General features: G+C 54.6%; 20 protein-coding genes and 1 pseudogene. 13 read left to right on the top strand and 8 right to left on the bottom strand.

Going from position 1 to position 17,337, the window contains the following annotated elements; genetic code table 11:
- Positions 1 to 278: 278 nt before the first annotated feature.
- From ACR0KC_RS15935 to ACR0KC_RS15925, 3 genes are all read left to right on the top strand, one after another.
- Positions 279 to 527: an EF-hand domain-containing protein gene (locus ACR0KC_RS15935; RefSeq protein WP_480791322.1), complete on the top strand. Its 249-nt coding sequence runs from the start codon at positions 279 to 281 to the stop codon at positions 525 to 527.
- 45 nt (positions 528 to 572) lie between these two features.
- Entirely contained in the window at positions 573 to 911 is a 339-nt protein-coding gene (locus ACR0KC_RS15930) for a hypothetical protein (RefSeq protein WP_480791323.1), read from the top strand.
- A 71-nt stretch (positions 912 to 982) separates the two neighbouring features.
- The gene (locus ACR0KC_RS15925) at positions 983 to 1,861 is read left to right on the top strand and encodes a LysR family transcriptional regulator (protein WP_480791324.1); all 879 of its coding nucleotides are present in this window, start codon (positions 983 to 985) and stop codon (positions 1,859 to 1,861) included.
- A 259-nt stretch (positions 1,862 to 2,120) separates the two neighbouring features.
- On the opposite strand, the gene ACR0KC_RS15920 is transcribed toward ACR0KC_RS15925, so the two are convergent.
- A protein-coding gene (locus ACR0KC_RS15920; protein WP_480791325.1) for an IS5 family transposase occupies positions 2,121 to 2,899 on the bottom strand; the annotation gives its coding sequence in 2 pieces (ribosomal slippage) (positions 2,121 to 2,563 and positions 2,563 to 2,899; 780 coding nt in all).
- A 100-nt stretch (positions 2,900 to 2,999) separates the two neighbouring features.
- Here ACR0KC_RS15920 and ACR0KC_RS15915 point away from each other — a divergent pair.
- Positions 3,000 to 3,242: pseudogene (locus ACR0KC_RS15915) on the top strand (TCP-1/cpn60 chaperonin family protein); the annotation flags it as partial.
- Between the two features lie 59 nt (positions 3,243 to 3,301).
- On the opposite strand, the gene ACR0KC_RS15910 reads toward ACR0KC_RS15915, so the two are convergent.
- A complete protein-coding gene (locus ACR0KC_RS15910; protein ID WP_480791326.1) occupies positions 3,302 to 3,412 on the bottom strand; it encodes a LysR family transcriptional regulator in 111 nt (36 codons plus the stop codon).
- A 267-nt stretch (positions 3,413 to 3,679) separates the two neighbouring features.
- Between ACR0KC_RS15910 and ACR0KC_RS15905 the strand changes: the two genes are divergently transcribed.
- Positions 3,680 to 3,928: an EF-hand domain-containing protein gene (locus ACR0KC_RS15905; RefSeq protein ID WP_480791327.1), complete on the top strand. Its 249-nt coding sequence runs from the start codon at positions 3,680 to 3,682 to the stop codon at positions 3,926 to 3,928.
- 18 nt (positions 3,929 to 3,946) lie between these two features.
- Complete coding sequence (locus tag ACR0KC_RS15900; RefSeq protein ID WP_480791328.1) at positions 3,947 to 4,312, top strand: hypothetical protein; 366 nt, start codon at positions 3,947 to 3,949, stop codon at positions 4,310 to 4,312.
- A 131-nt stretch (positions 4,313 to 4,443) separates the two neighbouring features.
- Here ACR0KC_RS15900 and ACR0KC_RS15895 read toward each other — a convergent pair whose 3' ends face one another.
- Positions 4,444 to 4,722: a hypothetical protein gene (locus ACR0KC_RS15895; RefSeq protein WP_480791329.1), complete on the bottom strand. Its 279-nt coding sequence runs from the start codon at positions 4,720 to 4,722 to the stop codon at positions 4,444 to 4,446.
- A gap of 96 nt (positions 4,723 to 4,818) precedes the next feature.
- Between ACR0KC_RS15895 and ACR0KC_RS15890 the strand changes: the two genes are divergently transcribed.
- The 7 genes from ACR0KC_RS15890 to ACR0KC_RS15860 all read left to right on the top strand — a co-directional run bounded on the left by ACR0KC_RS15890 (position 4,819) and on the right by ACR0KC_RS15860 (position 11,545).
- The gene (locus ACR0KC_RS15890) at positions 4,819 to 6,183 is read left to right on the top strand and encodes a magnesium transporter (RefSeq protein ID WP_480791330.1); all 1,365 of its coding nucleotides are present in this window, start codon (positions 4,819 to 4,821) and stop codon (positions 6,181 to 6,183) included.
- A gap of 218 nt (positions 6,184 to 6,401) precedes the next feature.
- The gene (locus tag ACR0KC_RS15885) at positions 6,402 to 6,953 is read left to right on the top strand and encodes a 2OG-Fe(II) oxygenase (protein WP_480791431.1); all 552 of its coding nucleotides are present in this window, start codon (positions 6,402 to 6,404) and stop codon (positions 6,951 to 6,953) included.
- Between the two features lie 297 nt (positions 6,954 to 7,250).
- Positions 7,251 to 7,562 carry a co-chaperone GroES gene (groES, locus tag ACR0KC_RS15880; protein ID WP_480791331.1) on the top strand — a complete coding sequence of 104 codons (312 nt, stop codon included), beginning with the start codon at positions 7,251 to 7,253 and terminating at the stop codon, positions 7,560 to 7,562.
- A gap of 50 nt (positions 7,563 to 7,612) precedes the next feature.
- Entirely contained in the window at positions 7,613 to 9,247 is a 1,635-nt protein-coding gene (gene groL / locus ACR0KC_RS15875) for a chaperonin GroEL (protein ID WP_480791332.1), read from the top strand.
- Between the two features lie 410 nt (positions 9,248 to 9,657).
- Positions 9,658 to 9,978: an EamA family transporter gene (locus ACR0KC_RS15870; RefSeq protein ID WP_480791333.1), complete on the top strand. Its 321-nt coding sequence runs from the start codon at positions 9,658 to 9,660 to the stop codon at positions 9,976 to 9,978.
- Entirely contained in the window at positions 9,979 to 10,584 is a 606-nt protein-coding gene (locus ACR0KC_RS15865; RefSeq protein WP_480791334.1) for a DMT family transporter, read from the top strand.
- 253 nt (positions 10,585 to 10,837) lie between these two features.
- Positions 10,838 to 11,545 carry a class I SAM-dependent methyltransferase gene (locus ACR0KC_RS15860; RefSeq protein ID WP_480791335.1) on the top strand — a complete coding sequence of 236 codons (708 nt, stop codon included), beginning with the start codon at positions 10,838 to 10,840 and terminating at the stop codon, positions 11,543 to 11,545.
- 108 nt (positions 11,546 to 11,653) lie between these two features.
- Here ACR0KC_RS15860 and ACR0KC_RS15855 read toward each other — a convergent pair whose 3' ends face one another.
- The 5 genes from ACR0KC_RS15855 to ACR0KC_RS15835 form a co-directional block, all read right to left on the bottom strand.
- Complete coding sequence (locus ACR0KC_RS15855; protein ID WP_480791336.1) at positions 11,654 to 12,433, bottom strand: methyltransferase domain-containing protein; 780 nt, start codon at positions 12,431 to 12,433, stop codon at positions 11,654 to 11,656.
- Positions 12,434 to 12,656: 223 nt separating this feature from the next.
- A complete protein-coding gene (locus tag ACR0KC_RS15850) occupies positions 12,657 to 13,229 on the bottom strand; it encodes a carboxymuconolactone decarboxylase family protein (RefSeq protein ID WP_480791337.1) in 573 nt (190 codons plus the stop codon).
- A 239-nt stretch (positions 13,230 to 13,468) separates the two neighbouring features.
- Positions 13,469 to 15,367, bottom strand: a complete 1,899-nt coding sequence (locus ACR0KC_RS15845) for a type IV secretory system conjugative DNA transfer family protein (protein ID WP_480791338.1) — start codon at positions 15,365 to 15,367, stop codon at positions 13,469 to 13,471.
- Positions 15,368 to 15,379: 12 nt separating this feature from the next.
- The gene (locus tag ACR0KC_RS15840; protein WP_480791339.1) at positions 15,380 to 16,393 is read right to left on the bottom strand and encodes an ATPase, T2SS/T4P/T4SS family; all 1,014 of its coding nucleotides are present in this window, start codon (positions 16,391 to 16,393) and stop codon (positions 15,380 to 15,382) included.
- Between the two features lie 102 nt (positions 16,394 to 16,495).
- Complete coding sequence (locus tag ACR0KC_RS15835; RefSeq protein ID WP_480791340.1) at positions 16,496 to 17,326, bottom strand: TraB/TrbI/VirB10 family type IV secretion system protein; 831 nt, start codon at positions 17,324 to 17,326, stop codon at positions 16,496 to 16,498.
- Positions 17,327 to 17,337: the final 11 nt, after the last annotated feature.

The raw sequence follows: 17,337 nt of genomic DNA, 5'->3' as shown, positions 1-17,337 counted from the left end.
CTACGATAATATCGTCATGTTAAATTCGTTATTCAAGTTTAAACGAATGTGAGAATTTGATCCTGCGAGCGACTCTCGCCCGCTGTGATTAGGAGCATTTCACATGAAATCGACATCCAAACCCAAGCCCAAACCCGCGTCGAAACCGGAGTCGAAGGACAAACCAACGGTCGGCGCTGCCAAAGCCGGACACAACTCGGATCGCTAAGCGCCTCCGAGATCGCCCCAAAAACAACAAGGGCTGCTTGAGGGCAGCCCAATCGAGAAAGGAGAATACAATGAATCGCTTTTTCTACGCTATTTTCCTCGCCTCTATTCTTGCCACAACGGCTGGCGCAATGACCGCCGATGTTGACACGGATGGCGACGGCTTCGCGTCGATGGCGGAACTTCAGGTGGTCTACCCTGACCTGACAGAAGAGGTGTATCAGGAAATCGACACTGATGGTGACGGCCTCGTCAATGACGAAGAGATGCTCGTTGCGATCGATGCCGACCTGATCGCTGATCCCGAAGGCGATAAGTAAAGCCGACCGGGGAACGCTTGCCATGCAAACGTTTGATCTGTTCCGATGGCTCGATACCACATTTGGGCTCTGGTTGATCCTGTCCCCCTTTTTGATGTTCAACCAGCCGCCCTGTTTCAAGGTGTGGTAACCAATGAAGCGGTGACATTGGTGGTATTAGGCCTGCTTGCCCTTGTTATCGCGGGTTTCTGCTACAAGAGGCACCGTGCAATTCAAATTGCCATTGGCAGTGTTCTCGGAGCTGGACTGATCAAGTCGCCCTGGTTGTTCGGATTTTCCGGCAATGTCGTGGCGGCTTGGTACACCGGACTGATCGGTCTTGGTGTTTTGGTGACAACTCTGTTTGCACTGGTGAAGTCTCAAACCGAGTTGAGTTCTTGGTAAGTTTGTTACCGAGGGGTGGGAAACCGCCCCTCACTCCTTTGGACCATTCCGGAACGCGTGGAAGTAGCTAGATGGACATTAAGTTTGCACGAGCATTTGTCGCGATTGTCGAAGCCGGCAGTTTCCGCAAGGCCGCGGCAAGACTGAGCCTGGAGGAAGCGACGGTGCGCGATCAAATCGCTGCTATGGAACGTCTGCTGGGCAAGCAGGTTTTCAAAGAAAACGGATCTGCCCCAAACCTCACGTCAGCTGGTCGGCATTTCCTGCCGCATGCTAGAGCGTTGATACGCACCTGGACAAAGGCAAAACTGGAAGTTGCGTTGCCAGAAGACATCGAAGTTGCGCTGGAGATTGGAACGACCTCCTATCTGTGGGAGCATATACTTCTGCCGTCCTTCTTCAGGATCAGAAAAGAGCTATCAAAGATTGCGATCAAGACGATCGTTGGCACCCCGGAAACGCTTGCCCAACAGTTCAAGTTTGGAAGCCTGGATGCTGTCATTACGCATGATGCCTCGCTCTTTGATGTGGGTGAACGTGCACATCTGTTTCGTGATGAATATGTCTTGGTGGGCCATGACAAGAAGCAGACATCGCCAGACAATTCCTATGTGTTCCTCGACTGGGGTCCGCAGTTCAGGGCCGAGCATCTTCTGTACTTTCCAAATCTTGTGACACCGAACCTGCAGTTGGATGCTAGTCCGGCCGTTGTCGATTATGTAGAGGACGCTGGAGCCAGTGGCTATTTTCCGCATCGTTTGATCTGCGAAGACCTGTCAGATTTGGAGTTCGATATTGTCACGGACGCGCCACACATTCCCTATTCCGCCTACGCAATTTTTGATCGCGAGATGAGCCAGAACGTGATGGCCGTTCTGAAAGCGATCCTAACCGAGACGTCCAACCCTGCAGTGACAGCAATCCAGCGCAAGATGACACTCGTTCACTAGGATCCTGACGACGGCCAGCCACCTTGACCAGTAGATGCGCGCAGGAAGAATCGATGACTGCTTTTGATCGACCAATACCGATGTTCGCCAAGTATCCATTCGAGGTGATCAGGCGTCTGTATGACCGCCCGCTGCGGAAAGATACAGCTCAGGAAATCGACGATTTCGAGTGCTTCGATGACGCGCCAGACCTGGACTATTGGGAACTTGCAGAAACCTTGCAAAGGAAGGCTGATTGGAGGTCGGAGACTATGCGACTCTAGGCTCCAGACTCATTGATTTTCAGCCAGAACAGAACGGTAGCCGCGAGCGCGATGGCTGATAAGAAGACCTTGGGGCATCTGTCGTATCGGGTCGCGACACGCCGCCAGTCCTTGAGCCGCCCGAACATGATCTCAATCCGGTGACGGCGCTTGTATCGGCGCTTATCGTAGCGGATGGGCTTGTCGCGTGATTTTCGACCTGGGATGCAGGGCCTAATTCCCCTTTCACTAAGGGCTTCGCGAAACCAGTCTGCGTCATAGCCTCGATCTCCCAGTAGCCAGTCAGCCGATGGCAGATTGTTCACCAGAACCTTGGCGCCCGTGTAATCGCTGACTTGGCCTGCGGAAATGAAGAAGCGGATGGGGCGTCCGAGGCTGTCGGTAACAGCGTGCAGTTTCGTATTCATGCCACCCTTGGTGCGCCCGATCAGCCTGCCGCGCCCCCTTTTTTCAACCGCAGGCTGGAGGCCGTGCGGTGCGCTTTGAGATATGTTGCGTCAATCATGATCGTCTTGTGATCCGTGCCTTCAGCAGCCAGTCCGTTCATGATCCGAGCGAACACACCCATATCGCTCCATCGTTTCCAGCGATTGTACAGCGTCTTTGGCGGCCCATATTCACGAGGCGCATCAGACCACCGCAACCCATTGCGATTGATGAAAATAATCCCACTTAGAACACGCCGGTCGTCAACTCTCGGCTTGCCATGGCTCTTCGGAAAGTAGGGCTGAAGGCGCTCCATCTGTTCGTCAGTCAGCCAGAATAGATTGCTCATGATACACCTCTGAAACTCAGGGGCTTGAATCATGCAAACGAGACAACAGCAACAAATTTAATGGGTCCAGAACCTAGTTTCGGCGATAGCCATTTACCACGTTTTGGCACATGCCATCGTCAAAGAGGGCATGAAAGCCTTGGCTGCGGGCATGAACCCCATGGATATCAAACGCGGGATCGACAAGGCCGTCGCGGCTGTTGTGACCGAAGTGAAATCGATGTCTCGCCCCGTAGGTGAGACAACCGAGATCGCAAAAGTCGGCACAATCTCTGCCAATGGTGAGGCTGCGATTGGTCAGCAGATTGCTGATGCGATGAGGTCATCCCGTCCTGCAGGCGTGAGTTTCGCGCGAGATTTTCCACGCTCGAACACAAGATGACCAAGCTGCTGCTCAAGCGTTCAAACACGCGTGCTCACCGTTGATTGCGTAACACGAACCTTGTTTGCAGCATCGAAGAAAGTACCCGTTTCAACAACGGCCAAGAAGGTCCGGGCAAGTTCAATGTCCATGAGTCATCTATTCGGATATTCGATATTATCCGCGAGAAAAATTCGTTATTCAATACGATTGGTACGTGCCATATTTGTCATGTAGCGCGGAAGTGTCCCCACCAGGTCGGTACGCAAATCAACCGTTCTCATATTGTAGTGGAGGTCCCGATCTGCGGAGCCGTTGCAATCTGGGTAACAGAGAAGCCCAACCGACGCCCACGCGCTACACCAACCTCAAACTGGGCGCGCCATGAAAGGTAGCCCATATTCTCTTGGAGAAGAAAAATGAGTCGAGTTTCTATTGTTGCTCTGCTCTCTTCGCTGTTTTCTGTTCCGGCATTCGCCATGCCCGCTGATCTTGACATGGACGGTGATGGCCTGGCGTCGCTGGCTGAACTTCAGACGAAGTATCCTGAAGTTTCGGAAGATTTGTTCACTGAGATTGATGAGGATGCCGATGGCTTCATCAACGACGACGAATTCGTTTCTGCTGTCGATGCAGAGCTTCTTCCTGGTTCCACGGGCGATCAGTAGGCAAAGGTCGTCACGGTCATGAAAAAGCCAATCCCACCCCACAAATGGCTGCTTGCAGCGATGGGTATCTGGCTGGTTCTGTCCCCATTTCTCCTGTTTCGTCAGGAAACCCTGTTACAGGGTATGGCTGAATCTGAAGCTCTCGTCTTCATGGCCGCTGGCTTTGGTGCCGTGGTCATGGCTGGCGCTGGCGACCGGAGCCACCTTCTCGCACGGGTGGCTCCGGTATCGGCACTTGGGCTTTCTCTGATTGCTGCACCTGCAGCCTTGAGCTTTACCGGCCACATTGTAGCTACGGCAAATGCATGGCTATCGGGATCGGCGCTGATCGCGCTCGCTGTTTGGGGGGTAAGGGCGAGTCGCAGATTGGGTGCAGTCTCGTAGTCTGGTACAGGGCGGGCAACCGCCCCGCGCTCTATCGCAGCTTTGGCGCACTTGCTGCCTGACTGCTGAGAAAGTTCGAGACCGCCGGAGAATATGCTAAAAAGATCGACCTGCGGATTTTGCGATCTCTGCTATTTCACGCAATCATCATTGGCGCGACGGTAGTTCACGAATGAGTTCGCGCTCATCACGACGTAAAACGTGTCCATATCGATCAACACATATCCCAGTTCAAAAAGTGCGGCGGACAGCACGCGGATATCGGCCTCGTAGAGGCGTTTGCGTCCAGCGATGCGGCGCACCAGTTTGTCAGGAATGCGGTACCGACCGTGCGCCTTGCCGCCGAACTCCTGATCGTAAAGTGCCGCCATATGCCCGGCAGTGGCTGATATCCAGTCTTTTTCGCACATGAATTTTGCCTATAACGACGTAATTATTTTGTCTATAGACAAATTTTATCTGCTATACGCACCAGTAACAGTTAGAATCTTTTCTACGAAACGCAGATGAACGACACGGACACCTCACCTCGGGATATTGAAGTGCAGCTGCAGCAGGCGCTGTCAGACGGCGACGGGGCTGCGCTTGCAAACCTGATTGATCCACTGTCCCTGAGTGATGCGCTGCGCGAATTGCTCAATCTGCCGGTTGATCAGCGAAGTGTTGCCTTGTCGTTGCTGCCACCGGAACTCGCCGCCGAACTCGTTGAAGAAGCTCCAAACGCGCTGGCGGTCGATCTGGTCGAAAGCATGGTGACGGAGCAGGCTGCCGAGGTCATCGAGGAACTGGATTCGGATGTACAGGCCGATGTCATCGGTGAGCTTGAAGACGCGGACGCCGAGGCGATCCTCGCGCGCATGGACCCGGAGGACGCTGCGGATGTGCGGCGGCTGGTCGAGTATGAAGACGACGTAGCTGGCGGTCTCATGGTCGCGGAAGCCTTCACCTTTTCCGAAACCGATACTGTGGGAAAAGTGCTCAGGCGGTTTGCCGATGAGGAATTCGATCTCGAACGCTACCGGGGCCAGCACCCTTATGTTCTTGATGCAAATGGTGCGCCGATCGGTGTGGTCTCACTGCGCGGGCTATTGTCCACCCGTCGTAGCGCCCGGCTCACCGATATCATGGTGCCTCCAATCACCGTCCCGGCGACCCTGCCGCTGGAGGATCTGGAGGACCTCTTCGATGTGCATCCTTTCCTGGGGCTGCCCGCTGTCGAGGCGGACGGGCACCTGGTCGGCGTCATCTCCCGCTCTGCAGTAGATGAAGCTCTGCGAGAACGCGCGGAATCGACCAGCCTGAAACGTCAGGGTGTTTTTGGCGATGAGCTGCGCTCGATGCCCCTGCCGCTTCGGTCGCGGCGGCGGCTTCAGTGGCTTTCGGCCAATATCGTTCTCAACGTGATCGCAGCCAGCGTCATAGCCGCCTATGAAGAAACGCTTGCCGCCGTGATCGCGCTGGCCGTGTTCCTGCCGATGGTGTCGGACATGAGTGGCTGTTCGGGCAATCAGGCCGTCGCTGTCAGCATGCGCGAGCTTTCTCTTGGCCTCGTGCGCCCCATCGACGCCATGCGGGTCTGGATAAAGGAGGTGTCGGTCGGTGTGATAAACGGGTTCGTTCTGGGTCTTCTGATCGGCGTCGTGGCCTGGCTTTGGAAAGGTAATCCGTTTCTGGGACTGGTAATCGGCGGAGCGCTTGGGCTCAACACAATCATAGCTGTGTCAATCGGCGGTGTCCTGCCTTTGCTATTGAAGCGCATCGGTCAGGACCCAGCGGTCGCCAGTGGACCCTTGCTGACGACCATCACGGATATGGCGGGATTTTTCCTCGTCCTGAGTCTGGCAACCGCAATGATGCCACTCCTGGTTTGAATGCAACGTGACACTTTAGTCGGACGTGTATTCACCATTCTGAAATCCAGGATGGCTGGCGGTTGAATGGGCGCATAGCCTTGGGGCCGCGACGCCCCCAAAACTATCTGTCGAAAAATCAAAAAATAGGTCGCTTTCGAACGCTTTGGTCGAAAACGGCGCAGCGACACATGCGCGTTGTCGCAATATCCATCTACAGTCTGGAAATGGTGTTCAGAATGATGGAAGTACATTCGATTCCCGGCGCTTTCACGGCGCGGGAATGCGAGCAAATTGTTGCCTCATCAAAGCGGGTCCCTGCAAATGATGCATTGCTGGTCGGCCAGAACAGAGATCATAACTTGCGCAAGTGTGATGTGACTTGGCTGGACGACGTCACCGGCACCGGGTGGGTAATGGCACGTCTGATAAGTTTGGTGCGCCGCTCCAACACTGATAGGTTTGACTTTGATCTGCGGGAATTCTCCGAGAGCCCGCAGGTCGCCTGCTACAAGGCCTCAGATGGTGGCCATTTCGCCTGGCACTCCGATATTGGCGACAGTCCCACCGCTCGAAAACGGAAACTGACGCTGGTTGTTCAGCTCAGCAAACCCGGATTGTATGACGGGGGTGACCTGGAAATCATGCCGGATGCCTACGCAGTGACGGCCAGTCGATATCAGGGATGCGCAACCGTCTTTCCGAGCTTCTTGCTACATCAGGTGACGCCGGTTGAGCAGGGCGAGCGGTACTCTTTGACGGTGTGGGCGCATGGCCCAGCCTTCCGTTGAGAAGTACATGCAGGGGACACTTTTTCTGCTCTTTGCTTGCGTGACACGTGCTGCTGTTTGAACCTATCCCGACCGGGAGTTGGGCAATAAAGCCGCCTCGGCCTGGACGCTCTCTAGCAAATGATCAAACCCCTTGTAAACTATTGAATACAAACGTTTCTATCGGAGCTTCGTGATGCCAAAAAATTTCCGATCATGTCTCTTGAAACTATGCTTTCACATCCCAAAATCTCGTCTGTTAGCACTCTTCAGTCGAAAGTGCTAACTTGTTGAATCGCCAATTGAGGAGCATTCAGAATGGCATTCAAACCTCTACATGACCGTGTGCTGGTTCGTCGCGTTGAGAGCGACGAGAAAACCGCGGGCGGCCTGATCATTCCTGACAGCGCAAAAGAAAAGCCCAGCGAAGGCGAAATCGTCGCAATCGGCGAAGGTGCGCGCAAAGACAGCGGAGAACTGATTCCGATGGCCGTTTCCGAAGGTGACCGGGTTTTGTTCGGCAAGTGGTCCGGCACCGAAGTGAACATCAACGGTGAAGAACTGCTGATTATCAAAGAAAGCGACATCATGGGGATCATCGAGGATTCAGCTGCGGCGAAAGCCGCCTGACCCGTCACAACATCTGGATACAACAAAGAGTTATCTAAGGAGCAAGCCAAATGGCTGCAAAGGACGTCAAGTTTACTACCGATGCCCGCAACCGCATGCTGCGTGGGGTCAATACATTGGCCGACGCGGTCAAGGTGACCCTCGGCCCCAAAGGCCGCAACGTGGTTTTGAGCAAATCCTTCGGCGCGCCGCGCATCACCAAGGATGGTGTGACAGTGGCTAAGGAAATCGAACTGGAAGACAAGTTCGAAAACATGGGCGCGCAGATGGTGAAAGAAGTCGCCAGCCGCACCAATGACGAAGCTGGCGACGGCACCACCACCGCGACCGTTCTGGCGCAAGCCATCGTTCGCGAAGGTCTGAAGCAGGTCGCTGCTGGCCTGAACCCGATGGACCTGAAGCGTGGCATCGACCTGGCAACGGCCAAGGTTGTTGAAGGCATCAAAGCTGCTTCGCGCGAAGTCAAAGACTCGGCAGAAGTTGCTCAGGTTGGCACCATCTCGGCCAACGGCGAAGCCGAAATCGGTCAGCAGATCGCAGACGCGATGCAGAAGGTTGGCAACGAAGGCGTTATCACCGTCGAAGAAAACAAAGGTCTGGAAACCGAGACCGATGTTGTCGAAGGTATGCAGTTCGACCGTGGCTACCTGTCGCCTTACTTCGTCACCAACGCAGACAAGATGATCGCAGAACTCGACGACTGCATGATCCTGCTGCACGAAAAGAAACTGTCCTCGCTGCAGCCGATGGTTCCGCTGCTCGAGCAGGTGATTCAGTCGCAGAAGCCGCTGCTGATCATTGCTGAGGACGTTGAAGGCGAAGCGCTGGCGACCCTCGTGGTCAACAAACTGCGCGGCGGCCTGAAAATTGCTGCTGTCAAAGCGCCGGGCTTCGGCGATCGCCGCAAAGCGATGCTGCAGGACATCGCAATCCTGACCGGCGGTCAGGTCATCAGCGAAGATCTGGGCATGAAGCTCGAGTCCGTCACCATGGACATGCTGGGCACCGCCAAGAAGATCGAAATCACCAAAGACGAAACCACCATCGTCGACGGTGCTGGCGAGAAAGCCGAGATCGAAGCACGTGTTGCTCAGATCCGCACCCAGATCGAAGAAACCTCGTCGGACTACGACCGTGAGAAGCTGCAAGAGCGTGTTGCCAAACTGGCAGGCGGTGTTGCTGTTATCCGCGTCGGCGGCATGACCGAAGTTGAAGTGAAAGAGCGTAAGGACCGTGTGGACGATGCTCTGAACGCAACACGCGCTGCTGTACAAGAAGGCGTTGTTGTGGGCGGTGGTGTTGCTCTGGTTCAGGCTGGTAAAGCACTGGAAACTCTGGAAGGTGCAAACGCTGACCAGAACGCAGGCATCAACATCGTTCGCAAAGCAATCGAAGCGCCGCTGCGCCAAATCGCTGAGAACGCAGGTGTTGACGGTGCGGTTGTTGCGGGCAAAGTCCGTGAATCCGATGACGCAGCATTCGGCTTCAACGCGCAGACCGAAGAATATGGCGACATGTTCTCGTTCGGCGTCATCGACCCAGCCAAAGTTGTCCGTACCGCGTTGGAAGATGCGGCATCGGTTGCTGGCCTGCTGGTCACCACCGAAGCGATGGTTGCAGATCGTCCCGCCAAAGAAGGCGCGGCACCTGCCGGCGGCATGCCCGACATGGGCGGCATGATGTAAGCTAAGTCACGAGAAGGGGGCTCCGGCCCCCTTCGTTTTTTTGCTGGCAACGGGCTTCATCGACCGAAATAGGCTGTCCGCACCCGCAGCGAAGTTTGAGAAAGCCCGCGACCAGTAAACTTCCTATACCTAGTTCACGGCACGCTGAACGAATGGCCGTTTATCGTACGCATTGCCCTGCAAAAAAGCCATGCTGGTGCAGCATTTTGAGCGACGTTTGCGTTTGCAGCACGAAAATGAAATGACCGACATGGGCTCGATGCAGTCGTTCTCTGCTGTTTGCATAATTGGCTGGTCGCAGCCCGCAGCGGACGTTTACAAGGAGACTTTGCTGTTTCGTAGTACGCAACTAATCCGTCGTTTGTCGAATCTCTTGAGACGAAATCGCAAATGCGTGTTAGCTCCAGACTATGGCAAATACATCTGCTAAAGATCGACCGTCCATCCCCCACGCAGTTGCGGTAATAGGCGTCCTTATTGCTTCGATCTGTTTCGGATTGGTTCCCTACTTCAGCCGCAGTCTAACCGAGCAGGGTGTAGCACCCTATGCTGTGGCATTCTATCGCTACATTGTTGCAGCGCTTCTTCTGCTTCCCGTCCTCATCCGGCACCGACATGAATGGCGAGAGATCACTTGGGGCCTGTCAGCCGGAGCGGTGATGGGACTTGGTTGGATCGGATATGTAACGGCGCTGGAGAAGTTGCCTGCGTCGACAGTCGGCGTGCTTTAAATGACCTATCCGGTGTTCACACTGGTCATTGCCTGGGCTGTGTTTGCCGATGCACCGACGCGGCGCGCCTTGTCAGCTGCTGGTCTGATTGTGGTCGCCGCTGTCATTGCTGGCTCGCCCGCGTCAGTTCCTGTGGCGCATCTACCAACGCTGCTGATATCACTTGCCGCTCCTTTCGGGTTTGGTTTCGGAATTTGCGTCCTGGTGCACAGGTTATCCCGGATTGCGCCCTTGGCCCGCATCGCATCAGTTTCTCTGGGGTCTGTATTGGGCCTCGCGCCGCTCATTCTCGGTGCAGAGGTTGGAGAGCTTCTCCCAAGGGATCAATCCGATTGGCTTCTCATTGTGGGTATCGGACTTGTAACCGCTCTGGTGCCCCAGCTTATCTACACAATCTGCTCGCCGGTCATTGGGGCTTCCCAAACTGCGGTCGTCGGAAGCATCGAATTACCCACAATGTTTGCCGTGGGATTTCTGGCCTTTGACGAGGCCATCTCATTACCTCAGGCCTGGGCTTGTGCGCTAATTCTGAGTGCAATTGCGATCACAAGAAGCCCAAGAACGCGCACCGTATCTACCGTGCTCACAAGATCACCGAAGCGGTAGTGTTGCACTCGCAATAGTCCTACTTTGCGGCGCCGATCAGGCCCCGACATAATGTGGGCGATGAGGTGGTGCGCACCCATTTCGGCACGTCTTGTTCTTGGTTCAGGTGATGCTAGGGTTTTCGGTAGAAAATACTGAGCGCTATTCGAGGGTGGTTGGGATGGCTGATCCGTTTCAAGATGTAGATGCTGCGGGTGCGGAGTTCATTTCCGCGTTTGCCGACTCGATGGACGCGCGTCAGTCCGATCCCACAATGGAAAAGATCGTTTCAAACTATCTGGCCAAACTTGAGTTTGCCGAGGACAGTCTGACGATTGAAGTCGGGTGCGGTGCGGGAGCTGTCACGCGCCGCATTGCGGAGAAAGCCAAACCCGCGCGCGTCATTGGTTTTGAGCCGTCTGTAGGCTTTGTAGCCGAAGCAAGAGCGCGGGTCGGGATCCACGACAATGTAGAGTTTGAGGTCGCAGATGGAGCGTCGCTGCCCCTGGATGATGGCTCAGTTGATAACTTGATAATGCACACGGTGCTTACCCATGTGGAAGATCCGGCACCTCTTTTAGCCGAAGCAGGGCGCGTCCTTCGGTCGGGAGGGTGTCTCGTGGTGTGTGACGCTGACTTTTCGAAAGCGTCCCTGGGAAACTTGTCAAACGATCCTCTGGACGCCTGCGCCAAGATATTTGTGAACGAGTTTGTCACCGACCCATTTGTTGTCGCCAAGTTGCGCGGCCTGGCCTCAAATGCGGGATTCACAGTCGAAGACTTCAGCCTTCAAAGTAGAAGTGTTCTGGACAATGACCAAATGCTCCCCTGGGTCGAAGAGGCTGGAAAAGTGCTGATGAAAAGCGGTGAAATTGGGGAGGATCTGCACAATGGATTAATCGCCGAGTATCGCCGTCGAGCAAGAGAGGGGATACTTTTTGGCTATCAGGTCTTTGCAACACTGATTGCGAGGCGGCCATAAACTCTTGGCATTCGAGTCGCGACAGTAAACAGTTGCCAGCCACAAACTTTGCTCGATAACGATGGTTTAGCGCGCACGGCCGAGGTCAAGTGGCGTATTGTAGAACGATCAACCCTTTTTACGCACCACGACGATAAATTGGGTCATGGAGAAAAAGAAGCGCCCAACTTTTGCAAGGTTGAGCTGCTCGTCAAACCACGATTGCGCAACAACGGGATCAACATGGTCGTTTGCAACAGCGTATTGCTTTATGAGGTGCATCATCATGATTGCGAGGCCATCAGGCTTTAACTGGTGATCTGTCATTGTGAACGACAAGACATCTTCCACATAGTCGCCGCGAGCCTTTATCAGCGCGGGCAGTCTTTCCGGGAGGGAACCACTCACAAAGTGCTGGTTCCAGGATGTCAGCATTTTTTGCATTCTGTCGGGCTCGTCGCTGAACCAAATCAAGCTGCCAAAGTGTAGATCGCTGATGACGAGGCGCCCGCCGGGTTTGACGCACCTCAGCGTGTCAGCCAGCGCACCGTCTACGTCTTCGATGTATTCAAAGACCTGTACCGAGACGGCCTTGTCAGCACTTTCATCCTCAACGGGCAAGCTATTTGCGGCCCCAGCACGAAACTCCACGTTTGCGTAGTCGCTGCATCGTTCTCTTGCGGCTGCTGTCATATCCTCGCTTGGGTCGATCCCGATGACATAGCCATCCGAGCCAACTGCGCGGGCCAACTCCACAGTTAACATCCCGTTGCCACAACCGACATCCAAAATAGTCTCACCGGGAGCCGGGCACAGCGCATCAAATGAAGCCTGTCTTCGCCGAGTCAATTCTGCTCCCTGATAGGCGATTTCAAGTAATTTCGTTGTTTCAGCGTCAAATTTAAGCAACTCGCTCCCCTTACAAAGAACACATGTCCCCAAAACCTTATCAGAAAATGGGATTTCTACGAAAAGCAGGACGGATCATTTTGGTTTGAACATAGATCCACCAACAATAGATGAAGGTGCCGACTGGTATCGACGAATTGGTTAACCTCGGGAGGTAAGGACGCTTCTGCCGCTTTATCGAACCAGCTTTTTGTCGTCGCTCGAAAGTTCGAACAACATCAATTCAAGGGATGTCGAGGCCGTTCTCCCGTCCGAAATCGGTGTAAAAGCTGTCACTGCGGCATCGGTTCAAAGTGGCTTCGTCCGCTTCTCTTGGATCGGTGCCAGGGCTTTGAACACCTGTTCCTTCTATGAAGCGGTTCACGAGATTAAAGACACCGCAAACTTGGATAGCATCGAACAATGCACTCTCCGACCAGCCTGCCGCGTAGACTGCTTTTGCATCGGCTTCCGTCATTCGTGATGGCGAGACGGTGAGCTTTTCAATGTATGCCAGTAACGGTTTGAGATGATCCTCGACAGGTGCTGTATCGCGATCTTCCATCAGTGCCTCGATTGTCTCGACCTCAATGCCGTAGGCTTTGGCGAAAACGATGTGCGCCCCATGGCAATACGCACAAGCATTCAAGCCCGAGACGTAGGCTGCGATTAATTCACGTTCAGCAACCGAGAGGTCGCTCTCGCCCCTCATCACAAGGCTTTCGTACGCACAAAGCGGAGAAAGTTTGTCTGGAAAGGCCTGATAGACACTTCCAAGTGTCGCGTTCTCCGGCAGAGATGGAAACAGGCGTTTCATTCATTTCTCTTTCAATCTTGCTTTGGATAACTTTGTCTCAAAGTGATGAACCAACGTAGTTTACGCAATCCTAAAGCAATTCTTGGTTCCGAAAAGACTCTGTAGGAAACTGCGAACGGCAGGTTTGCTTGACCGCACCGCACCATGTTCGTCACTTGGTTGTGAGCAACTTTTGGGCCATCCGCTCGACTATGCAAGGTCTGGTTTCGACGCGCTACTGCCGTCTCTGAGGCCCAGTGCTACAAAAGCAGCGGAGGTCTGCTTGGTGGCCGTTTGGCTCTCATTTTCTCCATCGCCATATCCTTCGCTGACCGGCTTTTGCGCTTTGCGACTGTTCGCTGCGCATCAAAAGCCGCCTGAAGATCCTGGTCTTTTTCAGAAATTTCTCTCTCCGGGGCAGGGGCCGGTTTCGCATCTGCCAGAGCCTTTGCCGTGTCCTTGGCCTGTTCTTCAGCCAGATCCCAGTGTGTCCCTTTGATTTTGGGAGCATCGCCGCCCAAGAATTGCACGAAATACGGATCTTCGAAGTATCGGATCTTGTTTGCAATCACTGGCATCTTGCCTTCGCGGATCAGCACAACCTCATTTTCAGGTAATCGGCCAACGTGTTCGGGCCGGAGCAGGCGAATGCCTTCCTCGCGTTCCGATATGCTGCCCATTTCCATTTTGCCAAGCGCCCGAGACTTCGACTTGCTCATAACTGTTTTGTCTCCGATGGACCTGGATACGTGTTCGCGTACCTCTGAATCCTCAGAGGCCGCAAACATTTGCGTCCCGGCGTTTGCCAGCATCGCCCGAACACCTTCATGTCCATAGATATCCTGCAGACGCGACAGCGTCTGCGAAATCACGACCAGCCGACCGCCGAACGATCGCATGGTGTCATAGGCTTCCACAACGCGCTCAAGATGGCCGAGGCGCTGAAACTCATCGAGTAGGATCAGCACCTTGAAGGGTTCATCTTGGCCCGGCTCAACGGTTTCAATGGTATTCACCAGATCGAGGAAGAACAGGCGAATGAGTGTCCGGAACTCTTTGACCTTTTTGCCCGGCACAGAAAAATAGATCGAATTGGGGCGCCGCCGCAGATCTTCAAAGTTGATGTCACTGCCCTGTGTAGCTCTTGCCACAGACGGGTTGCGCCAGAGCTGAAGGCCGGAATTCAGCATAACCGAAATCGTTGACCGCAAGATTTTAGATTCTTCGGCTGCTAGATTCAGGAACTCATCTGCTGCCCGGGCATAGCCTACTTCTTCAGCCATTTTCTCATAGTCCTTTTGCTTGGTCGTTTTGACCAGGCGCAGGACTTCGGAAATGTATGGCCGCTCTCTTTTGATCGCCAACATCGCCATTGCGCAGAACATGCCTTCGACACCACCCATAAAGCCCTGTGCGGACGAGCTGGGCGTGTCGAACATCTGGGTCGCAACTTGAATCACTTCTTCCCATCGCCGGTCCAGATTGTCGGCACGTGCTGCGCGGCGCAGCGGGTTATAGCTGTGGCTTTTGTCGGGGTTCTCGGGGTCGAACACAAAAACCTCATCGCCCATTGCCGCCCGCCGTGCGCCGGTCGCTTGGAAGATCTCGCCTTTGATGTCCAGAACAACGCAGGAGCCGTTGAACCGCAGAATATTGGGGATCACAAAGCCGCTGGTTTTGCCCGACCCTGACGGTGCAATGAACATCGCATGTGGTTTTTGAACAGTCGGACCGGGCTTATAGAAAATCGCGTTTTTCTCTTTTGGTGGGCCGAACTTGGCAAAAACAATTTCACTGTCCAGTTTTGATTTCAGCTTCAGAGGTGCCGCGTATCCTTCTGTGACGAGCTGAGGCGCTTTTGCAAAAACCGCATCCCCGTATTTGGTCGAGGGGCCGCGCAGAGCAGCGGCCACAAACGCAAATGTCAGAACGCAGACGGCCACAACAGCCACAAGCCCGATGACCTGTTGTTCTTCTGCAGGCCGTGACATGAACTTTTCCGGGATTGCCCAAATGTCCAGCCCCCGGAAACCTTTCGTGTTGAGGTATTCGATGACCAGGCCGACCACCAACACCGCACAGGCTGAAGTAGCGATAAAGCCCATTGTGCCGGCTATCGCGACCTTCTTGCTTTTGGGTAGATCCTGAAACTCAGCCATAACGTAAGTCCTTCAATTCAGCTGGTCAGCGGTCATCAGCGGCGGAAAAATCACGCCGTTGACCTTCCGCTTGTCACCGATTTTCTTCATGTGAACGATCATGTGAATGGTGGCTCTGATGTCATCGACCACCTCTGACTTTTGGACGGTCGGAGATCCTCGCCGCACCATTTTGCTTATCCGCCCAATGGCATCTACGGGCGAGTTGGCGTGCATGGTGCAGACAGATCCGTCATGGCCGGTGTTGACCAGTTCCAAAAACATATTCGCGTCATCGCCCCGGATTTCACCGCAGATGAGCCGATCCGGGCGGAGCCGCAAGGCGGATTCCAACAGCTTTGTTGGTGATCGGGGACCGTCGTTTTCAGAACGATCTGCCAGCAGACTCACGGCATTGGGTTGCTCGATGTCCAGCTCGGCCACTTCTTCAATTGTCACGATCCGATCGCCTTGATCGACGCGCTTCAGCATGGCATTGAGAACAGTGGTTTTGCCAGACGAGGTGCCCCCGGCAATGATCACGTTCCATTTGCTTTGCATCGCAAGGTCGGCCAGTTCGTCAAAGCTCATCGTGCCCGCTGCGAGGGCAGCACGGGCATTTTCGAGCGCACTGTGATCGTTACTTTCCGCCAATGCGGCCTCTTTGCTGGCGAAGCTGAACGCGCCTAGATCGACAGTTTTCACGCGGAGCAGGCGGATCGCCACGGACCCCACGCCGGTTGTTGCTGGCGGAATCACGACCTGCACCCGCGCTTTGCCCTGCTGTGTTGGCACGTTGGCCGTCGCAATGGGTTTCTTTTCTCCGAATGTCACGTCGCTGAAACCGGCCACACAACGCCCAATGTTCTCCACATCGTCTCTGGTCAGTGTGATGTCTGTCCTGATCATGTGTGTTGTGCCCATTTCTTCGACCCAGACCGCTCCGTCAGGGTTTACAGAAATCTCGCTCAGGCTTTCATCGTGCAACAGATGCTCGATCTGTTCGGTGTAGTATTCCAGAAGGCCGTTGCCGTTTCGCCCGCTCATATTTTTATCCTTGTTATTTCGTCAAAAAAGGCCGCTACCGCATTTGAATGTGCAGGGAGCGGCCGGAAGGACCGACGATACGGCCGCCTCAAGGGGTCTGTCTCAGAAGTTGTCGAACACCACGTCACGCTGCAGGATGGCGTTGATGCGGCTGCCCTGATCCACATAGATAGTTGGCGTGATCCGCAAATAGTCCTCCAACGCTGCCGTGGCGTTCTGCAGATTAGACCCAACTTGCGTTGCCAGATCAGTGCGAACCGAGTTGTTGCTATCACTGTCAGACACCAACGCTACCGGCGCAATGCCGATGATGGACAACAGCGCAGCAGTTCCGAACCGCTTCCCAAAGTGTGTGTTCACCCTGCCGGTCGCACCAGTCCGGCCTTGACCGTCCGTACCAGCCGATCCGATCTGAGCGGACAGGCCGTCAGGCGTGATAACACGGCTCCAAACGATCATGATGCGCGTTTGCGCCAATGTCGTATCCGCTCGATACTCGCCATAGAGCTTCGATCCGCGCGGCAGAAGCAAACGAGTGCCGTCCATCGAGTAGACGCCACGTGTGATCGTCGCCACGACGCTACCGGGCAACTCCGAGCTGACCGCGCCACCGAACACAGCCGACAAAACCGTGCCTTGCGTTAAGGTGCGCGACGGATCGTCAATGATCGAGGCCCCCACGATGGGGGGATATTCTTCGACCAGATTGTTCTGCCATGTCGTGTTTTGGTTTTCCTGATAGCCGCGCTGTTCTTCAGGCAGGCGTGTGTCGTCTGGCTGGACTTGAACCTGCTGCGGCGCAGCAGGGAAGGGTTGGAAAATGACCGGCTGCGATCCACCATTGATCGGCTGGTAGTTTTGACCGGGTGCTTCCTGTGCCATCGCGCTTGACGCCAACGTGACCAGGGCGAGGGTGATTGCTGTTCTGTTCATCGTCAGCTCCA

Source organism: Ruegeria sp. CF3 (genome assembly GCF_056537365.1).
The sequence above is the reverse complement of the archived record's forward strand: the minus strand, read 5'-3'. Positions and strand labels throughout refer to the sequence as shown.